Source organism: Paenibacillus sp. OAS669, assembly GCF_014873645.1.
Lineage (GTDB): Bacteria > Bacillota > Bacilli > Paenibacillales > NBRC-103111 > Paenibacillus_S > Paenibacillus_S vulneris.
In genome coordinates this window covers 196,980-216,219 of the sequence record NZ_JADBDR010000006.1, presented here as the reverse complement: position 1 = coordinate 216,219, position 19,240 = coordinate 196,980, and the positions used below count along the sequence as shown (strand labels likewise).

19 protein-coding genes are annotated in these 19,240 nt (G+C 51.5%); 14 read left to right on the top strand and 5 right to left on the bottom strand.

Going from position 1 to position 19,240, the window contains the following annotated elements; all coding sequences use genetic code 11:
• Positions 1-70: 70 nt before the first annotated feature.
• Positions 71-1,120 carry an LLM class flavin-dependent oxidoreductase gene (locus GGC63_RS15455; RefSeq protein ID WP_192703064.1) on the bottom strand — a complete coding sequence of 350 codons (1,050 nt, stop codon included), beginning with the start codon at positions 1,118-1,120 and terminating at the stop codon, positions 71-73.
• A 369-nt stretch (positions 1,121-1,489) separates the two neighbouring features.
• On the opposite strand from GGC63_RS15455, the gene GGC63_RS15450 reads away from it, so the two are divergent.
• The 4 genes from GGC63_RS15450 (at position 1,490) to GGC63_RS15435 (ending at position 4,399) form a co-directional block, all read left to right on the top strand.
• Positions 1,490-2,557: a YeeE/YedE family protein gene (locus GGC63_RS15450; protein ID WP_225948257.1), complete on the top strand. Its 1,068-nt coding sequence runs from the start codon at positions 1,490-1,492 to the stop codon at positions 2,555-2,557.
• Positions 2,558-2,569: 12 nt separating this feature from the next.
• Complete coding sequence (locus GGC63_RS15445; RefSeq protein ID WP_079911254.1) at positions 2,570-2,794, top strand: sulfurtransferase TusA family protein; 225 nt, start codon at positions 2,570-2,572, stop codon at positions 2,792-2,794.
• Positions 2,795-3,068: 274 nt separating this feature from the next.
• Entirely contained in the window at positions 3,069-3,719 is a 651-nt protein-coding gene (locus GGC63_RS15440) for a DsbA family protein (protein WP_192703062.1), read from the top strand.
• A gap of 41 nt (positions 3,720-3,760) precedes the next feature.
• Positions 3,761-4,399 (top strand): NAD(P)-dependent oxidoreductase, encoded by a 639-nt coding sequence (locus GGC63_RS15435; RefSeq protein ID WP_192703061.1) that lies wholly within the window; start codon positions 3,761-3,763, stop codon positions 4,397-4,399.
• Positions 4,400-4,519: 120 nt separating this feature from the next.
• On the opposite strand, the gene GGC63_RS15430 is transcribed toward GGC63_RS15435, so the two are convergent.
• The gene (locus GGC63_RS15430) at positions 4,520-5,341 is read right to left on the bottom strand and encodes a class I SAM-dependent methyltransferase (protein WP_192703060.1); all 822 of its coding nucleotides are present in this window, start codon (positions 5,339-5,341) and stop codon (positions 4,520-4,522) included.
• A 194-nt stretch (positions 5,342-5,535) separates the two neighbouring features.
• Between GGC63_RS15430 and GGC63_RS15425 the strand changes: the two genes are divergently transcribed.
• Together GGC63_RS15425 and GGC63_RS15420 are read left to right on the top strand one after the other, a co-directional pair.
• Positions 5,536-6,111: a TetR/AcrR family transcriptional regulator gene (locus GGC63_RS15425; RefSeq protein WP_192703059.1), complete on the top strand. Its 576-nt coding sequence runs from the start codon at positions 5,536-5,538 to the stop codon at positions 6,109-6,111.
• A 12-nt stretch (positions 6,112-6,123) separates the two neighbouring features.
• Positions 6,124-8,805 (top strand): phosphoenolpyruvate synthase, encoded by a 2,682-nt coding sequence (locus GGC63_RS15420; RefSeq protein WP_192703058.1) that lies wholly within the window; start codon positions 6,124-6,126, stop codon positions 8,803-8,805.
• Between the two features lie 131 nt (positions 8,806-8,936).
• Here the strand turns inward: GGC63_RS15420 and GGC63_RS15415 are convergent, their stop codons facing one another.
• On the bottom strand, positions 8,937-10,151 hold the full coding sequence (locus GGC63_RS15415) for an MFS transporter (RefSeq protein ID WP_192703057.1): 1,215 nt from the start codon (positions 10,149-10,151) through the stop codon (positions 8,937-8,939).
• A 218-nt stretch (positions 10,152-10,369) separates the two neighbouring features.
• Between GGC63_RS15415 and GGC63_RS15410 the strand changes: the two genes are divergently transcribed.
• The 8 genes from GGC63_RS15410 to add all read left to right on the top strand — a co-directional run bounded on the left by GGC63_RS15410 (position 10,370) and on the right by add (position 18,390).
• Positions 10,370-10,945 (top strand): TetR/AcrR family transcriptional regulator, encoded by a 576-nt coding sequence (locus GGC63_RS15410; protein WP_079911247.1) that lies wholly within the window; start codon positions 10,370-10,372, stop codon positions 10,943-10,945.
• Between the two features lie 188 nt (positions 10,946-11,133).
• Positions 11,134-11,700: a nitroreductase gene (locus GGC63_RS15405; RefSeq protein ID WP_192703056.1), complete on the top strand. Its 567-nt coding sequence runs from the start codon at positions 11,134-11,136 to the stop codon at positions 11,698-11,700.
• Between the two features lie 13 nt (positions 11,701-11,713).
• The gene (locus GGC63_RS15400) at positions 11,714-12,667 is read left to right on the top strand and encodes an ABC transporter permease (protein WP_192703055.1); all 954 of its coding nucleotides are present in this window, start codon (positions 11,714-11,716) and stop codon (positions 12,665-12,667) included.
• On the top strand, positions 12,657-13,607 hold the full coding sequence (locus tag GGC63_RS15395) for an iron chelate uptake ABC transporter family permease subunit (RefSeq protein ID WP_079911244.1): 951 nt from the start codon (positions 12,657-12,659) through the stop codon (positions 13,605-13,607). Before GGC63_RS15400 ends, GGC63_RS15395 begins: the two co-directional genes overlap by 11 nt.
• Positions 13,604-14,362: an ABC transporter ATP-binding protein gene (locus GGC63_RS15390; RefSeq protein WP_192703054.1), complete on the top strand. Its 759-nt coding sequence runs from the start codon at positions 13,604-13,606 to the stop codon at positions 14,360-14,362. Before GGC63_RS15395 ends, GGC63_RS15390 begins: the two co-directional genes overlap by 4 nt.
• Positions 14,363-14,441: 79 nt before the next feature.
• Positions 14,442-15,440, top strand: a complete 999-nt coding sequence (locus tag GGC63_RS15385) for a siderophore ABC transporter substrate-binding protein (protein WP_192703053.1) — start codon at positions 14,442-14,444, stop codon at positions 15,438-15,440.
• An 808-nt stretch (positions 15,441-16,248) separates the two neighbouring features.
• Positions 16,249-17,073 carry a leucine-rich repeat domain-containing protein gene (locus tag GGC63_RS15380; protein WP_192703052.1) on the top strand — a complete coding sequence of 275 codons (825 nt, stop codon included), beginning with the start codon at positions 16,249-16,251 and terminating at the stop codon, positions 17,071-17,073.
• 255 nt (positions 17,074-17,328) lie between these two features.
• Positions 17,329-18,390: an adenosine deaminase gene (gene add, locus GGC63_RS15375; protein WP_225948236.1), complete on the top strand. Its 1,062-nt coding sequence runs from the start codon at positions 17,329-17,331 to the stop codon at positions 18,388-18,390.
• 4 nt (positions 18,391-18,394) lie between these two features.
• Here add and GGC63_RS15370 read toward each other — a convergent pair whose 3' ends face one another.
• Both GGC63_RS15370 and GGC63_RS15365 read right to left on the bottom strand, forming a co-directional pair.
• A complete protein-coding gene (locus GGC63_RS15370) occupies positions 18,395-18,622 on the bottom strand; it encodes a twin-arginine translocase TatA/TatE family subunit (protein ID WP_079911238.1) in 228 nt (75 codons plus the stop codon).
• 52 nt (positions 18,623-18,674) lie between these two features.
• Entirely contained in the window at positions 18,675-19,223 is a 549-nt protein-coding gene (locus tag GGC63_RS15365) for a RidA family protein (RefSeq protein WP_192703050.1), read from the bottom strand.
• Positions 19,224-19,240 lie beyond the last annotated feature (17 nt).

Sequence of the window (19,240 nt, the reverse complement as noted above, 5' to 3'; positions counted from 1 at the left end):
ACTGCACCTCCGTTGTTAGATAGGTGTCTAACAATTGGGGTGCAGTTCACGGGAATGCTCCTTTTTTGCATTAAGCCATGGTGTTTCCTCTAACGTCCTCGGCGATAATCTGATAAGAGCGCAGGCGCGCTTGATGGTCATAGATCTGGCCTGTAATGATAAGCTCGTCGGCCTGCGTTTGATTAAGGATCTGCTGCAGCTTATCCCGGACGGTGTCTTTGTTACCGGCAACGGAGTAGCTCAGCTGCCTGCGGACGACCGCCTTCTCCTGCTCGGTCCAAAGCGCATCCATATCCTCAACCGGCGGCTTTAATTGGCCCGTTCTGCCGCGAATGATGTTCAGGAACTGCTGCTCGTGCGAGGTAGCCAGACGTCGGGCTTCTTCGTCCGTTTCCGCCGCGACGACGTTGACGCCGACCATCGCGTAAGGCTCATCCAGCACCTCCGACGGGCGGAAGCTGCTGCGATACAGCTGCAAGGCAGCCATCAGGTAGTCCGGCGCAAAATGGCTTGCGAAGGCAAACGGCAGCCCGAGCTGACCTGCCAGCTGAGCGCTAAAGCCGCTGGAGCCGAGAAGCCAGATCGGAATATCGAGGCCTTCGCCGGGCACCGCTCTAACGCCCATAGGCCGGGAGTCGATGGCCGAAGGGTTCAGATAAGCGCGCAGCTCTGCCAGCTGCTCGGGGAAATCGCTGCCGTCGCTGCCAAGGCCGCGGCGCAAAGCGCGCATGGCGGGCTGGTCCGAGCCCGGCGCTCTGCCAAGACCAAGATCGATACGGCCCGGATACATGGACTCCAGCGTTCCGAATTGCTCTGCAATCATGAGAGGAGCATGATTCGGCAGCATGATGCCCCCGGAGCCTACCCGGATATTGGTGGTGCCGGCAGCAATATAGCCGATCACGACAGAGGTTGCAGAGCTTGCGACACCAGGCATGTTATGATGCTCTGCGAGCCAGTACCGGTGATAGCCCCATGCTTCTGCATGCCGGGCCAGATCCAGCGAATTCCGGAAGGAATCGGCCGGTGTGCCGCCCTCCCTTACCGGGGCCAAATCCAATATAGAGAAAGGGATGTCCTGCAGCCGTTTGGCAGCGGCTCCTGCAGTTGCTTCGTTCACTAGAGTCACTCTCCTTTATGTTTATCCTAAGGAACGACGCGAGTCGGGCTTAGGCTTATCGATGTGGAATCCATTTGGTAATAATAACATGATTCCCTATGGAGCCCTCAGCATGAGAGCCAATAATTTGTAAGACAGGTTCTAATAATAATTATTATATATTATATACATTAATACAAGTACCCACCTTTTTGTTAGATAGTATACTTTTTATACTAATGGGAATCGTCCGCTTCCGCTTGAAAAATATAGGGCAGGAAGGAAATATTATTCATTGACTCCCGTTCTTGATATGCTACAATGATCATACAATAAATCATATCGAATTACTCGGATATTAAACGGGAGAGGAGAATCGTTGTGGGACAAATGATATTTACCGGTCTGTTATGCGGTGCGCTGTTGGGCTTTGTGATGCAGCGTGGGCGGTTTTGCTTGACCGGCGGCTTCCGGGATATGTACTTGGCCAAAGATAACCGGATGTTCTACGCGCTGCTGATTGCTATCGCTATTCAAAGCATCGGTGTTTTTGCACTTATACAGATGGGACTTATTCAATTTAAGGCAGGGGCGTTTCCTTGGCTGGCGACGATCGTGGGCTCGTTTGTCTTCGGGATCGGGATCGTGTTGGCAGGGGGGTGCGCTACAGGGACCTGGTATCGGGCCGGTGAGGGCTTGATCGGCAGTTGGATCAGCTTATTCGGCTACATGGTAACGAGCGCCGTCATGAAAGCCGGCGTGCTGGTTCCCGTGAATGACAGCTTTAAGGTATTCGCCGCTCCGACGAATTCCATTCCGGCAACGTTCGGGATGAGCGTATGGCCGTTCATTGTGCTGCTGACGCTGATCACCGTGTTCCTTGTAGTAAGACATCTGCGCAAGCCCAAAGTGATGATCCCTTCGATGAAGGCCAAAAGATCCGGGCTTAATCATCTGCTGTTCGAGAAGCGTTGGCATCCGTTCGTTACGGCTATTCTCGTAGGGGTGATCGCGCTGAATGCGTGGCCGCTAAGTGAAGCGACCGGAAGAATGTCCGGGCTCGGGATTACGACGCCGACTGCGAATATTTTGCAATACCTGATTACCGGCGACAGCAAAAAATATTTGAACTGGGGAGTATTTCTGGTTCTCGGGATTTTCGTCGGTTCCTTCATCGCGGCCAAAGCAAGCCGTGAGTTCCGTTTTCGGGCTCCTGATGCGAAGGTGGCCGTGCGCAGTATGCTCGGCGGCGTGCTGATGGGCTTCGGCGCCAGCCTGGCCGGCGGCTGCTCCATCGGCAACGGTCTGGTCATGACCGCTATGATGACTTGGCAGGGCTGGATTTCCTTGCTGTTCATGATCCTTGGAACATGGACGGCATCCTACTTCATCTTCGTCCGTCCGCGTACGAAGACAAGCAAGCAGCCTGCGGCAGCTCTTAAAACGACTACAGCATAGGAGGAATCCGAGATGAAACATACATTGGAAGTGCTGGGCATGGTGTGCCCGTTTCCACTGATTGAAGCGAAGGAAGCGATCCAATCCCTGAACAGCGGGGATGAGCTGATCATTAATTTCGATTGCACCCAGGCGACGGAGAGCATTCCTCGTTGGGCAGCTGAAGAAGGGCATACGATTACCGAGTACGAACAAATCGATGATGCTTCCTGGACCATTACCGTTAAGAAAAAATAAAGTCGATAGCAAAAGAAGGCATCCTGTTATGATAGACGGGGTGCCTTTTGGCGTAAATAAATTTCGATGTGAAGCAAGGAGAAAAACAGGGTTGACAATATACACCGATTGTAACTATAATGGTTACAGGTTATAGTCGTTCAGCTTCATAAGCTTACATTCAAGCAATAGCAGGCGGCTGTATTTTTTTAACCACGCTTGTAACTATTATAGTTACACAACGAGATGGCTTACTTCCTTTGAATAATCCGTGAAAGGAGTTGAATACTACGTTATGACTTTGAAGATCCAAGCCTATTCGGATTTTATTTGTCCCTTTTGCTTTCTGGCTAAAGGACCGCTGGATGAAGCGGTGAAAGGAAAAGAGGTAGAGGTAGAATGGATGCCGTTCGAATTGCGGCCGAGTCCGGCACCTCCTATCGATCCTTGGCAGGACCCTTCGAAGCTGAAGGGCTGGGAATCCTACATCATTCCTACTGCGCAGCAATGGGGGGTGGACATGAAGCTTCCCCGCGTGTCACCGCACCCATATACAGGGTTGGCTTTTGAAGGCTACCATTACGCCTCGGAGCAGGGCAAGGGCAATGATTATATAGCCAAGGTGTTTCAGGCTTTTTTTCAAGAAGAGCAAGACATTGGTAGCGTGGATGTCCTGTCCCGGCTTGCATCGCAAATTGGGCTGGATGAAGAGGAGTTTCGGGAGGCTCTGGGGAGCCGCCGATACCAGCAAGCTCAAGAGCGGGCCCTCCGACACGCATACGAGGAGGCCGGTATTACGGTAGTGCCCACCTACATCATCGGGGATGAACGGCTGCAGGGGGCAGTAAGCAAGGAGGTTCTGGAGCAAGTGATCACACGCCAGCTGGCAAATGAATCGTCCGGATTTTCCGGAGGTTTGCAGTGCAAGAGCGATGGGTCTTGCTAATCATATCATTCATATAAATCATGCTATGGGAGGAAAATAAAATGAAAATCGCAGTAATCGGAGCCGCAGGGAAAGCAGGAAGCCTCATTGTGAAGGAAGCTGTAAGCAGAGGGCATCAGGTAACAGCTATCGTAAGAAATGCATCCAAATTGCAGGATAACAGTATCGCGGCAATGGAGAAGGATATATTTCAGCTTACATCGGAGGATTTGAAAGGGTTTGACGTGGTCGTGAACGCTTTCGGCGCGCCTGCCGGTCAAGAGCACTTGCACGTGGAAGCGGGAAGAGCATTGATTGAGGCGCTGAAGGGAGCGCCGCAAACAAGATTGATCGTTGTAGGGGGAGCAGGCAGCCTGTTCGTTGACGAGCAAAAAACGGTCCGCTTGCTGGATACGCCGGAGTTTCCTAAAGAGTACTTCGCTACGGCGTCGAACCAAGGCAAAAACCTTGAGGATCTGCAGCAATCCACCGGTATCCAATGGACCTTCATCAGTCCTTCGGCCTTCTTTAATCCGGAAGGAAGAAGAACCGGCGCGTATCAAAAGGGTAAGGACAATCTGCTTGTAAACTCTCAAGGACACAGTCACGTCAGCTACGCGGACTATGCGATTGCCGTTGTAGATGAAATCGAGAAGCCGCAGCATATCAACGAACGTTTTACCGTTGTTGGGGAAGCTTAAATAAACGAAGCCTCAAAGACCTTTTCGTCTTTGAGGCTTTTTGCTTGCAGCTGTCCTGTTGCCCGCCGTTATACCCGCCATTTCATCCGGCAACCGCCTCTATAATGGCTTGAATCGCGATTATTTCACGCCAAGACGCATCCGGTAGCTGAACATCACATCCAGTGTTCTTCCTTTGAAATATTCTTCGACTTCCGCTCTAAATGCAGCGATATCGGCATCGAGATCGGTTGCTCCCAGCTTGAAAACGGTTTGAAGCCCGCCTTGGCTTAATGTCAAACCGATATAACGCTCGGCATCGCATGTTTCCATGTTGTGGAACACAATTTCTTTGGAAAAGCGGAATCTGCCGCTCTCGCGGATGCTCTGCAAATGCTTATCTTTGCTCCATCTATGGGCCTGCTCCGATTGCTGGACAAGCCGGGCGATCGTGTCATCCGCTTTTTGAATCAGGTTATTGTACTTCGCCTCAATGGTCCAGGTGAGCGTCGGCGGCCAGTCGCAATCGTAAGCGGCGAACACTCCGCCTGTTACCAATACCCGTGCAATTTCATTCAAGGTGCTTACCGGCTCCATCCAGTGAAAGGACTGGGAACATGTTACAATATCAACCGAATCGGACTCCATGCTCAGTTCATTAGAGTATCCTTTCACAAAGGAGATGAGGCTCGCTCCATTCAAGGCGCTGGCCTTCTGCAGCGCTTTTCCTCTCATATCGTCATTGGGCTCGAATCCGATGACACGCTCGGCATGATCCTTCCAAATAAAAGAGGACAACCCCGTACCGCATCCAATATCGGCCACGACCGAGGGTTTACGGCCCAAGTAAGCCGTAACGATCTCAATCACTTTGAGCGGTGCCTCAGGGCGGTTGCGGTCATAAGTATCTTCATAGCCTGAAAACCGATCCACATTGCTCTTCAAATTGCCTTCCGGTATCATAGGTACCCTCCGTTCCTGACTTCGTCTTTTTTTGAAAAAAGAATCTTAAGCTGTACCTGTATTGTACCAAGCCTTTCAAAAAAGGTTCAATAGCCTGGCTTGTCCTTTATTGACGCCAGGAATCCGAAATTGTAAAATGGAAACCAAGGGGGAACCATTCGGTTTCCATGGTTTCTGGTTTGGAGGTTATCGGAATGGATGACATCATCCGTACGCGCATTGTGCACGCGGCTGCCGAGCTGTTCAAGGTGAAAGGCTACCGCAGTGCAACCTTGAGCGAGCTCGCTTCGCAGCTTGGAATGAGCAAGAAGACGTTATATATGTATTTCACAGGCAAGGAGCAGATCGCTGAAGCGGTTATAGAGCTTATGCTGTCAGCGATAGAGACGAAAGTAAAGGAAGCCAGACTTCAAGGCGGCAGCCCGCTGGAGATCTTTCGAACCGCGTTTCGAAGCATCCGGCGGGAGATTACGCAGCTGAACCCGATGTTTCTGGAAGACGTTCAGAAATTTGTCCCCGTTTTATGGGAGCGGATTGAGCAGTTTCGCGCCAGGCAGCTTTCTTTTTTGGAAGGCTTGCTCATGCAGGCCCGGCAGGAAGGCTTGATCCGGGAGCTGGATCCCAAGCTTACTTCCGTCATCATGCTGGACAGCATCCAGCGGTATGTAAGGCCGGATTTCGCAGCCAAGCACGGGGTTGCGATTATGGACGTCGCAGACACATTATTTACATTGTTATTCGAAGGAATCCGAACGAACGACAAGGAATAGGAGGCGTGCGGAATGAACGGTTTTGTGCTTGATTTTCAGCAGCTGGATAAGTCCAGTTTGCCGCTGGCAGGAGGCAAGGGGGCTAATCTGGGGGAGATGACTCGCGCCGGGTTTGCAGTTCCTCCCGGCTTTTGCGTGACGACGGCGGCCTACCGGGCTTTTATTGAACAGTGTGACCGGATGGAGGACTATTTTGCACGGCTGGATAGCGTAAAGGCCGATCAGCTGGAAGAGATCACGGAGCTCGGCAGCGCTATTCGCGGGTATTTGGTTACGGTAGATATGCCGAAGCCCGTTGAGGCAAGCATTATCAAGCACTGGCGGCAAGCAGGCGACAGCAAGGCGTATGCCGTTCGTTCCAGCGCCACGGCGGAGGATTTGCCTTCCGCATCGTTCGCGGGCCAGCAGGATACCTATCTGAACGTGCGGGGAGAGGAGCAGCTGCTTCAATCGATCCGCCGATGCTGGGCATCCTTATTCACGGCGCGCGCGATTTCCTACCGGGCGAAGAACGGCTTCGATCACCGTTCCGTTCTGCTCTCTGTCGTCGTCCAGCAGATGGTATTCCCCGAAGTGTCGGGCATTATGTTTACTGCAGACCCCGTCAGCGGTCATAGGGGGACCGTTTCGATCGATGCCAGCTTCGGGCTCGGCGAGGCTCTGGTGTCCGGCATTGTCTCGGCCGACTTGTATCAAGTCCGCTCCGGGAAAATCGTAAGCAAGAGCATTGCGAAGAAAAAGGTGGCGGTCTTTTCTTTACCGGAGGGAGGGACCGAAACGCGCCCTGTGCCGGATGAGATGCAGGAGAGGCAGGCTTTAAGCGATGAGCAGATTCAAGAGCTCGCCGCGCTGGGCCTAAGGATTAAGAACCATTATGGTACCGACCAGGATATTGAATGGTGCTATGCTGAAGGCAAGCTCTATATTGTGCAGAGCCGGCCTATTACATCACTCTATCCGCTGCCCGACGTTCCGGTTAGCCCCGGCGAATCCCCTCACCTGCTCGTCTCCTTCGGGCATCAGCAAATGATGACGGACGCGATGAAGCCTATGGGATTGTCCGTACTGCGTACGGTGGTGCCCTTCGGCAAGCCGTCGGTTCGCGAGAAGAGCGGGCTGGCTTATACCGCTGGGGGCAGACTATTTATCGATATTACGAAGCTGTTCCATGTGAAAATGGCCCGCCGGTTGTTCCCAAAGCTGCTGAGCGGAATCGATGAGCTGATGGCGAGCGGCGTGGCCGACTATATACAGAGAGAGTCCTTCGTACGCGGATTGAAGCCCGAGCCCGGACTGAAGCTTCATATTATGAAGTTTGCCGGGCCCATCCTAGTCCGAGCACTCAGGAATCTTCTGTCAGCCTCTCCTCCTCAAATGGCACAAGAAGCGACCGATTGGACGGATGCCTTCGTGAGGCAGGGAAAGGAGCGGCTGGAAGGGGCCAGCGGCGAAGAACGCATAGTGCGCGTGCAGGAATTGGCCGGGTCGATCCTTCTCACGCTATTCCCCCGCGTCATGCCTTACCCGTTGTCTGGCATCATCGCTTCCAGACTGATTAAGGTGATGGCAGAGAAGTGGCTGGGTGATAAGGAAGCGATCCATGCGCTGAACAAATCGCTGCCCGGCAATGTAACGAGCGAGCTCGGGCTGATGATCGGCGATTTGGCGGATGCGGCAAGGCTGCATCCCGAGGTCGCCGAGATCATCCGGCAGGGGGATGCCGGCGGCCTGAGGACTCGGATGGAGCAGGCTGCAGGCGGGGAGGCGTTCCTGACGCAGTGGGATCGATTTATGGAGCTGTACGGCATGCGCTGCCCCGGTGAAATTGATCTGACACGGCGGAGATGGCGCGATGAGCCGGGAGCGCTGCTGCCGGCTATCGAGAGCCATATGCGTACGATGCAGCCGGGCGAGCATAGGGAGCGCTTCGCTCAGGGAGTACGGGATGCCGAAGCCGCGGCCCGCGAGCTCGTGAACGGGGTGAGAGCCCTGCCTTTTGGCTGGTTCCGAGCGAAGATCATGTCACGCATGATCCGCGTGTTCCGGCATGCGATGGGGATCCGGGAGCATCCGAAATATACGATGATCCGCTTGTTCGGATTTATCCGGCAGGCGCTGCTGGAAGAGGCGAGTGCGCTGGTCGACCGGGGCGTGCTGCAGACGGAGGAGGACATCTTCTTCCTGACGCTGGATGAAGTGCTGGAGCTGACCCGGGGAAGGACGCTGGCCCGCTTGCAGCAGGAGATAGAAGAGCGGAAGCGCGACTATGAGCGCTTCCAGGGGCTTACTCCTCCTCGCCTCATGACGAGCGAGGGCGAGATCATCACGGGCAGCCTTCGCCGGAAGGATGTGCCCGAAGGAGCCCTGCTCGGCACGCCGGTATCGGCCGGCGTCGTGGAAGGGATCGCCCGCGTCGTGCTGCGCCCCGACGAGGCCAAGCTGAACAAGGGCGAAATCATGATCGCCCCGTTCACAGACCCGGGCTGGACGCCGTTGTTTCATTCGGCGGTCGGCCTTGTCATGGAGGTCGGCGGGCTGATGACTCACGGCGCCGTAGTGGCTCGTGAGTATGGAATTCCGGCCGTCGTCGGCATTGAAGGAGCTACCGCCCGGATTCAGGACGGCGACAGAATTCGTCTGGACGGTACCCGCGGCTATGTGCTGGTGCTGCCGCCGAACGGGAACGGGCAGTAGCTCGTTACAGCAGTACGACTGAATAAAGACGCCATTCCGGCTGCCATCGGGAGAAAGACGATGGCAGCGGAAGGCGTCCTTTTTTTGTTTCGAAGCCATGGAAATAGGTTAGCAATAGTGCGAGCGGATCGTTATCGTTGCTCTTTCGACGTGCTGTACCCTTGCCGCATCTCGGTGAAGAAGTACAGCAGCGCCGCCAGCGGCAGCACGATTCCAAGTGCCAATGCCATACTCCAGCCGCCATTGGCGTAAGACCAGCCGCCCAAGGAGGAGCCGACGGCACCGCCGATGAAGAAGAGCGCCATGAACAGGCCGTTCAGCCGTCCCCGAACTTCGCTTCCCAACGAATAAATGACACGCTGACCCAACACAAGGTTGCCCGATACGGCCATATCCAGCGTAATGGCGGAAACATAGAGCAGAACAAGGGCAAGAGTGGAGTGGTCCTGAAATACATCAATAAGCAGCAAGGATACAATGGCGATGCTGATGGCCATGCCCGTCGCTATCCTGCTCCAGCCACGATCGGCCAATCTGCCTGCAATGGGTGCTGCGACCGCTCCGCCTACGCCGACTAAGGCAAACAACGCTATGCCTTGCTGCGTCATGCCGAATGCGTCAGCCAACCGTAAAGGGACAACGGTCCAAAATAAGCTGAACGCTCCGAACAAGCTAGCTTGATAGAAGGCGCGGCGACGTAAAGCGGGAGTGTCCTTAAAAAGTCTGCCCAGCGAAGCGAGAAGCTTGCCGTAGCTGACAGAAGGTACCGGCTTGCGCTGGGGGAGCCGTCGTGCCAGAAGCACTGTCAGCAAAGCCGTCACGACCGCCGATGCGGCAAACACGGTCCGCCATCCCCATAAACCGGCGATTAAACTGGCAGCCGGTCTAGCCAGCATGATGCCTAGCAGCAATCCGCTCATCACATTCCCGATCACCCGTCCGCGATGCTCTGCCGGGGTTAAATAGGTTACAAAAGGCACGAGAATTTGGGCAACGACCGAACCTAGTCCGATGATGAGAGATGCGGTTAAAAACACCGCCGAGCTGCTGGCTCCCGCAGCCGCAAGAAGCGCCAAGACTACAATCGATAAGGAACCTGCCATGAGGCGCCGGTTTTCAATAATGTCACTTAGAGGGACGATAAACAACAGACCAAGAACGTAGCCGATCTGCGTTAGGGTGACGATGAATCCCGACGCTGAAGACGATAGGCCGGTCGCCAGGCTAATCGGACCGACAAGCGTTTGGGAATAATAAAGGTTGGCGACAATGAATCCGCATGAAATTGCGGCCAGCAGCATCAGCTTACTCTGTGTAAACCGGCTGGAATCAAGCTCTTTAGACATGAAATCATCCTCCTAAGGTTCGATTAAGGCATGTGGTGTAAAGCGCTTTATGCCTTGCAATAATAAACTAAACGTATAGTATAGAAAATGTATGACCTAATAATAAACTAAACGTTTAGTATTGTAAATAGGCAACTCATTTATTTTGCAATAAAATTTATGTATACTGAACGTATTGTTTATAAAACAAGAGAAACCAGCTGAAGGGGATGAAACGGATGCCAGGCAAAAGAGGACGTCCGCGAAATACGGAAACGCAGTCGGCTATCCTTACCGCGTCCTATGAATTGCTTGTGGAATGCGGCTTCGATGCGGTTACCGTTGAAAAAATCGCCGATCGCGCCAAGGTTAGCAAAGCTACGATCTATAAATGGTGGCCTAATAAAGCCGCGGTGGTCATGGACGGATTTTTATCCGCGGCTTCGGAAAGATTACCTGTCCCTGATACGGGATCCGCATACGAAGATGTGCGCTTGCATGCGGCGAGCGTGTCCAAGTTTATGACCAGTACAGAAGGAAACATCATCAAGGAACTAATCGCTCATGGACAATTTGATTCAGGGTTGGCGGAGGCTCTGAGAACGAGATATATCATGCCGAGGAGAAGCGAGGCGGGCGGATTGCTCGAACGCGGGATCCGGCGAGGGGAATTGAGTGAAGGCCTGGACATCGAATTATGCATCGATCTGATCTACGGACCGATATTTTACCGCTTGCTCGTAACCGGGGCGGCCATCGACGATTCCTTTATCGATAAGCTGATCCCCCTTGTCCTTAAAGGGATTAGGCAGTAATGCCGGTTTGACAGCTTCAGAGCCGAAAGGCTCTTTTTTTGTGCCCGATAGAAAAATCCAACCCAAATAACGAAAAGTCCATTCCAGTTATATTGAATTCATGTAAAAATGATTCTCAGTGATAATGATTATCAATTTCGTCAAAATGGATTTATATAGAAGAAACTCAACACAAGGGGGTAATGAGGATGGAATTGGCTCAGTTGATCCGGGATCGTCGTTCCGTTCATCAATTTGAAGATCGTCCTGTCTCTATGGAACTGGTAAAGGAGCTGCTTGATACGGCGGTATGGGTGCCGAATCACAAAATGACACAGCCGTGGCGCTTCGTCATCGTGCAAGGTGAAGGACGCCGTAGATTGGCTGATATTGCGCGATCCGGGGCAGAGAAGAGGGAGAGAGATCCTGAGAAAAGCAAGGAACTGGGGCAAAAATTTTACGACCGCTTCATGTCGGTGCCGATGTTTGTAGCTGTTGTGATGACGGAGAACACCCATCCGGTCGTCTGGGAAGAGGATTACGCTTCAACCAGCTGCATCATACATAACTTCAGCCTGCTCGCATGGGAGCAAGGACTGGGTCTGGTGTGGGAAACGTATCCGCTGCTTCATTCCCCTGAGTTCCGGGAAGCGCTAGGCGTTAAGCCGGGGGAGAAAATTATCGGAAGCCTCCATCTCGGATATCCGGTGAAAGTACCGGCTGCTCAATCAAGAATACCGGCGGCAGAGCTTCTCACCATTATCGACCAGGCTTAAGAAAGGCATTCGTATGAAACTTAGATATTTGGTCATTCTGCTTATCATTTTATCCATAGCCTCTGTCTTCATAGGAGTCAAAGATATTAAACCCTGGGATATTTTCAAGCTGAGCGATGACCAATTGCAGGTGCTCTTCATCAGCCGGCTGCCCCGTTTGATCAGCATCATCATCGCGGGAGTCAGCATGGGCGTAGTCGGACTGATTATGCAGCAGCTGAGCCGGAACAAGTTCGTATCGCCGACAACCGGAGGAACGGACGATTCGGCAAGGCTTGGGATTCTCGTTTCCTTGCTGCTGTTCACCTCCGCCACCCCGATGCAGAAGATGCTCGTAGCTTTTGTGTTTGCTCTGCTGGGCACATTCGTGTTTATGAAAATACTCGATAAGGTGAAATACAAGGATGCTATTTTTATCCCATTGGTCGGTTTGATGTTCGGGAATATTATTACGTCCTTTTCTACTTTTTTTGCGTACAAGTATGATCTGATCCAAAACATTTCTTCCTGGCTGCAAGGGAATTTCGCGTTGACGATGAAAGGCCGTTATGAGCTGCTGTACATCAGTATCCCGGTTGTTATTATTGCTTATCTGTATGCCAACAAATTCACGATAGCAGGGATGGGGGAAGAGTTCTCCATCAACCTGGGACTGAATTATAAAAGGGTAGTCAATCTGGGCTTGGTTATCGTTGCACTCGTATCCTCCGTCGTCATGCTTACGGTGGGAACCATCCCTTTCCTGGGACTGATTATTCCCAATATCGTTACGCTGTATCACGGCGATAATCTGAAGAAAAATCTTCCCCATACCGCGGTACTCGGGGCTGTATTCGTCATGTTCTGCGATATTCTCGGCCGGGTGATCATCTACCCGTTCGAAATTCCGATCGGACTGACGGTCGGAGTGCTGGGGAGCGCTATTTTTCTTTATTTACTGTTGAGGAGAAAGGCATATGACGTATAGGGCAAAGCTCGGATCACTAACTATATTCGCATTAGCGCTGATTGCCGTGTTTTTATTCATCGATGTCGGTGACAATTGGGCCTACGTACTGCCGAGAAGAGGCTGGAAGATCGCAGCTATGGTGCTGACGGGAGGATGTATAGCCTTCTCGACGGTTATCTTCCAGACCATTACGAACAACCGGATCCTGACGCCTAACATTATCGGTCTGGATTCGATGTATATGCTGGCGCAGACCGGGGTCGTATACATGTTCGGCTCCACGACGAAGCTTCTGGTAGATAACAATGTGAACTTCGTTTTGACCCTGGCCGTGATGATGCTGTTTGCGGCATTGCTGTACAAGATGATGTTCAAGAGAGAGGGAAGCCATCTTTACTTCCTTCTGCTGATCGGGATTGTTCTGGGTACATTGCTTGGCAGTCTGACCACCTTCATGCAGGTGCTGATTGACCCTAACGAATTCCTCGTGCTTCAGGGCAAAATGTTTGCCAGCTACAACAAGGTTCAAGGCAAGCTGACGATCATCTGCAGTGTGGTTATCGTTCTGGTCGCTGTCTATTATTCCCGGTTAGCGAAGTACATGGATGTCCTCTCGTTAGGCAAGGATCAGGCGATCAACCTGGGCGTCGATTACCACTACGTTGTCAAAAGGCTGTTAATTGTTATAGCAGCTCTCATCTCCGTAGCGACTGCGCTGGTGGGTCCTATTACCTTCCTCGGGCTTCTTGTCGCCAACGTGACGTACCAATTCATGAAGACCTACCGGCACGCGCTGCTGATACCGGCCTCCATACTGATCAGCATTGTGGCCTTAGTCGGCGGACAGCTCGTGGTCGAGCGGGTGTTCACATTCAACACGACGTTAAGCGTCATCGTTAACCTGATCGGTGGCGTGTACTTTCTATATCTTCTGCTGAGGGAGAGCAAATCGAAATGATTGAAGTAAGGCAAGTTTCCAAGCGATACGGTGACAAGCATGTGGTAGAGAACGTGTCGGTCCAGATCGGGAAGGGGAAAATTACATCGTTCATCGGACCTAACGGAGCGGGCAAAAGCACGCTGCTGTCGATGATCAGCCGGCTGACGACCCGGGATGCGGGAGAAATATGGATCGACGGCAAGGATATCAGCCAATGCAAGAGCGCAGACCTGGCCAAGCAGATTTCGATCCTGAAGCAGTCGAATCAGATCAATGTTCGTCTTACGGTCCGTGAGCTGGTTTCCTTCGGGAGGTTCCCGTATTCCCAAGGCAAGCTGACTAAGGAGGACTGGAAGTATGTCGACGAGGCCATCGCCTATATGGAGCTTGAAGACATGCAGCACAAATATTTGGATCAGCTGAGCGGCGGACAGAACCAGAGAGCCTATATTGCCATGGTCATCGCGCAGAATACCGAATATGTGCTGCTAGACGAGCCCTTAAACAATCTCGATATGCGGCATTCCGTGCAAATTATGAAGGTGCTGCGCCGGTTGGTCGATGAGCTGGGCAAGACGGTTGTGATCGTGATTCACGATATCAACTTTGCCTCCTGTTACTCGGACTATATAGTGGCGCTAAAAGGCGGCAAGGTCATCAAGGAAGGGACGACCGATCAAATTATCGAATCGTCGGTTCTGAGGGAAGTCTATGATATGGATATCGAGATAGAGAACATTCGCGGCAACAAGATTTGCGTTTACTTTAAATAACCGAAATTATTTGGCGGCGGGTTCTCCGTATGCCGGTTAAAAAATAATTGATTTCTATTAAATTAAAGAGGTGGTTAAGATGAAGAAAAGTTTACCTATGCTGTTGATCGTCCTTTGTTTGGCTGTGTTCATGGCAGCTTGCGGCACTAGCGGCTCGAATTCTTCTAACGGGGCGGCTCCTGCTTCAGGCGGAGGCGGAGACACACAAACGCCGGCGGCGACTCCAGCGGGCAATGAGGAATTGACCTTCAAGCATCAATTGGGCGAGACCAAGGTTAAGAAAAATCCTAAGAAAGTCATCGTATTCGACTTCGGCGCTCTGGATACCCTGGATAAGCTCGGTATCGAAGTGGCAGGCGTAGCTCAAAAGAACCTGCCTCCTTACCTGGCTAAATACAAAGACAGCAAATATCAAAACATCGGTACTCTGCAAGAGCCGGACTATGAAAAAATCAGCTCCATCAAGCCGGATTTGATTCTGATCTCCGGAAGACAGCAGGCTGCTTACCCTGAGCTCAGCAAGCTGGCTCCTACCTTGTATGTTGGCGTAGACAACTCCAAATTTTTGGAGTCATTCAAAACAAATATGAAAATGATCGGCCAAATCTTCGGCAAAGAGTCCGCCGTTGATGCAGAGGTCGCCAAAATCGAACAAACGATTAAAGATGTGAAAACGCAAGTGGCGGCAAGCAACAAGAACGCCCTGATCATCCTGGCTAACGAGGGAACGATCAGCGCTTACGGACCTGGTTCCCGGTTCGGCTTGATCCACGACGTCTTGGGCATTCCTGCCGTTGAGAAGAATCTTGAAGTGTCCACTCATGGCCAAAGCATTTCCTTCGAATTCATCGCAGAGAAAAATCCGGAGTACCTGTTCGTCGTAGACCGCGGTGCAGCCGTAGGCGGAGCAGCTCAAACAGGCGCTAAATCGCTGGTTGAAAACGAGCTTGTGAAGAAAACGAATGCATTCAAAAACAACCACATCGTGTACTTGGATCAAAACTACTGGTACCTGTCCGGCGGCGGCTTGGAATCTGTAGCTGAGATGGTTGGAGAAGTAGCAAAAGCGTATAAATAAGCATCATAATGAAGAAGCCTGTCCTTTTTTGGGGCAGGCTTTTTGGACGTTAGAGAATTTATAAATTTCGGGGCTCCCCTCATATCAATTGAATCAGCTTCGAAGCCCATTTGCACCCTCCTCCGGAAGAAAGACTTCCAGATTGGGATATTTGAAATAATTATATTACAATAGAATCATACAAGATTTATAGTTTTTTCCATTTAATAAGTTAAGGGGTTGGATGGGGATAAAAAGACCACCGGGTTTGGTCATCATCAGCGGATTGTACATGCTATACGGGTTAATGCTCCTTGTCTCGCTCTTTCTTCCTGGGGAACGAGTGTGGTTTAACCCCGGCTTGTCTGAAGCGCTTGGATTGCCATATGAATATGAGGAATGGACCAGGCTGTTGTTAATTCTTTTTTGCGTCTCGATCGGCGCCGGCGTTTATTTTCTGAAAAAATGGTCTTTCATTATTTTAATTGTCTATGTTCTGTTTCAAGTGACCGCGAAAGTAATGTTTTTTAATGGGAATGGTGTTATTTTTTCATATCCATTGGTTCTCTCACTAGTGATATTGGTATATGTTCTCAGTAAGCGAAAATACTTTTTATAATATAGCTTTGGAAGGGGAGAATTCGTCATCATACGTATTTATAATAATCCGAAAGGGCAGGCTTACCGTCATCTCATTGACTATGCCATCAGCCGGTGCCCGATGTTCGTGCTTGCCATGAGAGGGCAAATAGATCACAGCCCCAATTGTATCCGGGTTGTTCAGAGGCTAGAGCCTTTTTTAATAAAAAAACAGGCTGCGGATAGCTTAATGCGAGTTCTGGAAATTGCTTATTCTTACGGAGCTACGGTGTACTTTTACAGGAGCTGCCAAGAAGCAGCGCAGGTTCTGAAGGAAGAGGCAGACGGGCTGCTGGCCTGGCAGCATCCGAAGCTCCCGGAGGATTTATGCTTTTTGGACGATTCGGGTAAAGATTGGCTTATTAACATTGCACATGAAGAGATCATGACGCTAAATATGGATGAAGAAGAAGGCAAAGCTCTTTCGGAGCAGGTCAACGGCTTATTTTTGCAGGGGGAATTTAACGCAGAGCTGGACGCATTTCTGAACGATGCCATTCGGCATAATGCGGAGAAGCTGTACTTGTCCGGCTATGATCTGGACCATGTCCCGGAGAAGATCAGCCGGGTCACATCGTTGAAGTCGCTGACGATATTCGAAGGAAGAATCCGCAGGCTGCCGGAGAGCTTGTTCGAGCTGGAGCAGCTGGAGGAGCTCATCGTATACACTGCAGATCTGCTGCCGTTACCCAAGGAGATCGGGCGGCTTCATCGATTGAAGAGACTGCAAATAAGCTGCTGCAGCTACTATCGATGGGGAGAAGGGGAACCCTTGCCTGCGAAGGAAACAGGCTCATTCCGTGAGCTTCCTGATGAGATCGGGCAGTTGTCCCAGCTAGAGCATTTGACCATCAATGCTACCCCTCTAAGCAGGCTCCCTTCCTCCATTGTAAATCTGAAGAGGCTTAGCTTTGTCGATCTGAGCAATAATTTATTCGAATCAAGACCCATCGAGCTATCCAAGCTTCCCAGCCTTCAACATGTTATGTTTTATCAGAATCCTGTGGAGCCATAGCTCCTTTTCGTTTTGTCCAACAGATGTTAGCTTATGTTAGGTTTATATGGTAATACGTCCTTACGATGATGGGTGTCGTAGGGACTTTTTGTGTTATCCAGGTTAAAAACAGCTTGAACTTCAAATAAAGTGACAAGAAAGAATCACAAATGAATACTTTGTGTAATATATATTGACATATAAGTAACATTCATTTAAAGTAGATGAAAATTAAGCGATGAAGGATGATAACTCCGATGAAGGAAGTGGATGAGGATGGCGAACAGGGTGGATAGGGCACTGCTGCGGCTGCTGCCAAAGGTGGATCTTCATGTGCATTTGGACGGGAGTGTGCAGGCTCAGACGATTGCCGATTTGGCCAAGGAGCAGGGAATGGAGCTTCCGGTTAGCGCAGGTGGGGATCTGCTTCCCTACATTCAGGTGAATGAGGAATGCGGGAGTCTACAGGAGTATTTGAGCAAGTTTGACTTCGTGCTGCCCTTCCTTCAATCTAGGGAGGCTCTGGAAAGGGTTGCGTACGAAATGGTGCAGCAATCGGCCGAGCATAACTGTCGTTATGTGGAGGTGCGCTTTGCTCCGCAGCTTCATCGCAGGAAGGGATTAACGGTAGAGGATACGATCCGGTCGGTTGTTCAAGGCTTAAGGCGCGGGGAAGAAGAGTATGGGGTGACGGCGAGGGTGATTGCCATTTGCATGCGCAACCACTCCTATGAGGACAATTTGGAGGTAGTAGAGGCGGCGGGACGTTTTATCGGCAAAGGAGTTGCGGCCGTGGATCTGGCCGGGGATGAGGCGTCGTACCCGCCGCAATGGTTCCGCGAGGTGTTCGCCTGCTCACAGGCCAAAGGCATTCCCGTAACGATCCACGCGGGGGAGGCTGGGGGAGCCGATAACGTATACGAGGCTATTACTCATCTTGGGGCGGTGCGGATCGGCCACGGGGTCAGGCTGAAGGAGGATCGCGCCATTCTCGATATGGTAAGGGAACGCAAGGTTCCATTGGAAATGTGCCCGGTGAGCAATATTCAGACCAAGGCGGTATCCGGCTGGGATGCGTATCCGATTCGGGAATATTTTGATAGCGGCATCCTCATTACGATCAATACGGATAACCCCAGTGTCTCGGGAACCGATATTACGAAAGAATATGAGGTCGTTGCGGATCGATTCGGCTTCAGTCTGGAGGAGATCGCACAGCTGATTATGAACGGAGTAGAGGCCGCCTTCCTGGGGGAAGAGGAGAAGCTCGCCTTGAAGCGGGAGTTTGGTGAGCGGCTTCAAGAGCTGGGAATTGATCCGGTACAGGCGGCTCTTTAAGCATTTAAGCGTGGCTTCTTTCGGCGGCTTCCTTATGCTCCTTTTGCGGTGCTTCTTTGAAATCCTCGCCGCTCTCCTTGTGCTCCGAAACAAGCTCGCGCGCGGATGATTTGAATTCATGCAGAGTGCGGCCGACCGCTCTTCCAAGCTCCGGAAGCTTGGAAGGACCGAATAAGATCAAGATAACCACCAAAATCATCATGAGACCTGGAAAGCCGATGTTTTGAAGCATACACGCTCAACTCCTCATTTTGTATGTTGTGTTGTTCAAGCATCCGTTTGCCTTAATTTTGATTGTGCTTTTTCGGATAAACCGCCACGGCTTCGATCTCGATCAACCAATCTTCGTTGACCAGTCCAGCTACGCCGACAGTTGAACGGGCGGTTTTGACCGGATTGGATTCATTGTTGAAATACTCCGCATAGGCTTCGTTCCAGCCTTTGAAATCGAATTTGTTATCCTTGCTTGGATCGGCTGTAAGATAGGCGCGGAGGTAAATCACGTCCTTCAGGGTCAAGCCTTTTTCCTTCAGCTGGTTTTCAATGTTCTTCAGGACGCCCTCAGCCTGAGTCTTCGTGTCCCCGTAACGTTCATACACCGTAGCGCCGTCCTTGTTCAGAACCGGAGGTGTTGTTCCGCTGGTGTACAGGTAAGCCGAGCCTGCCGGGACCGAAACGCCTCCCGAGATGGTCGAGGTGGGATTGCCGTAAAACTCGGCTTCATTCACCGGTTCCGCCGGGTACTTGTTCGGTGTTTCCTCCGCATAGGCGCTGACTCCGATAGCTGTAGACAGCAGGCCTACCGCTAGAATGGTTTTGATTTTGCTATACATATCGATCGACCGTCCCT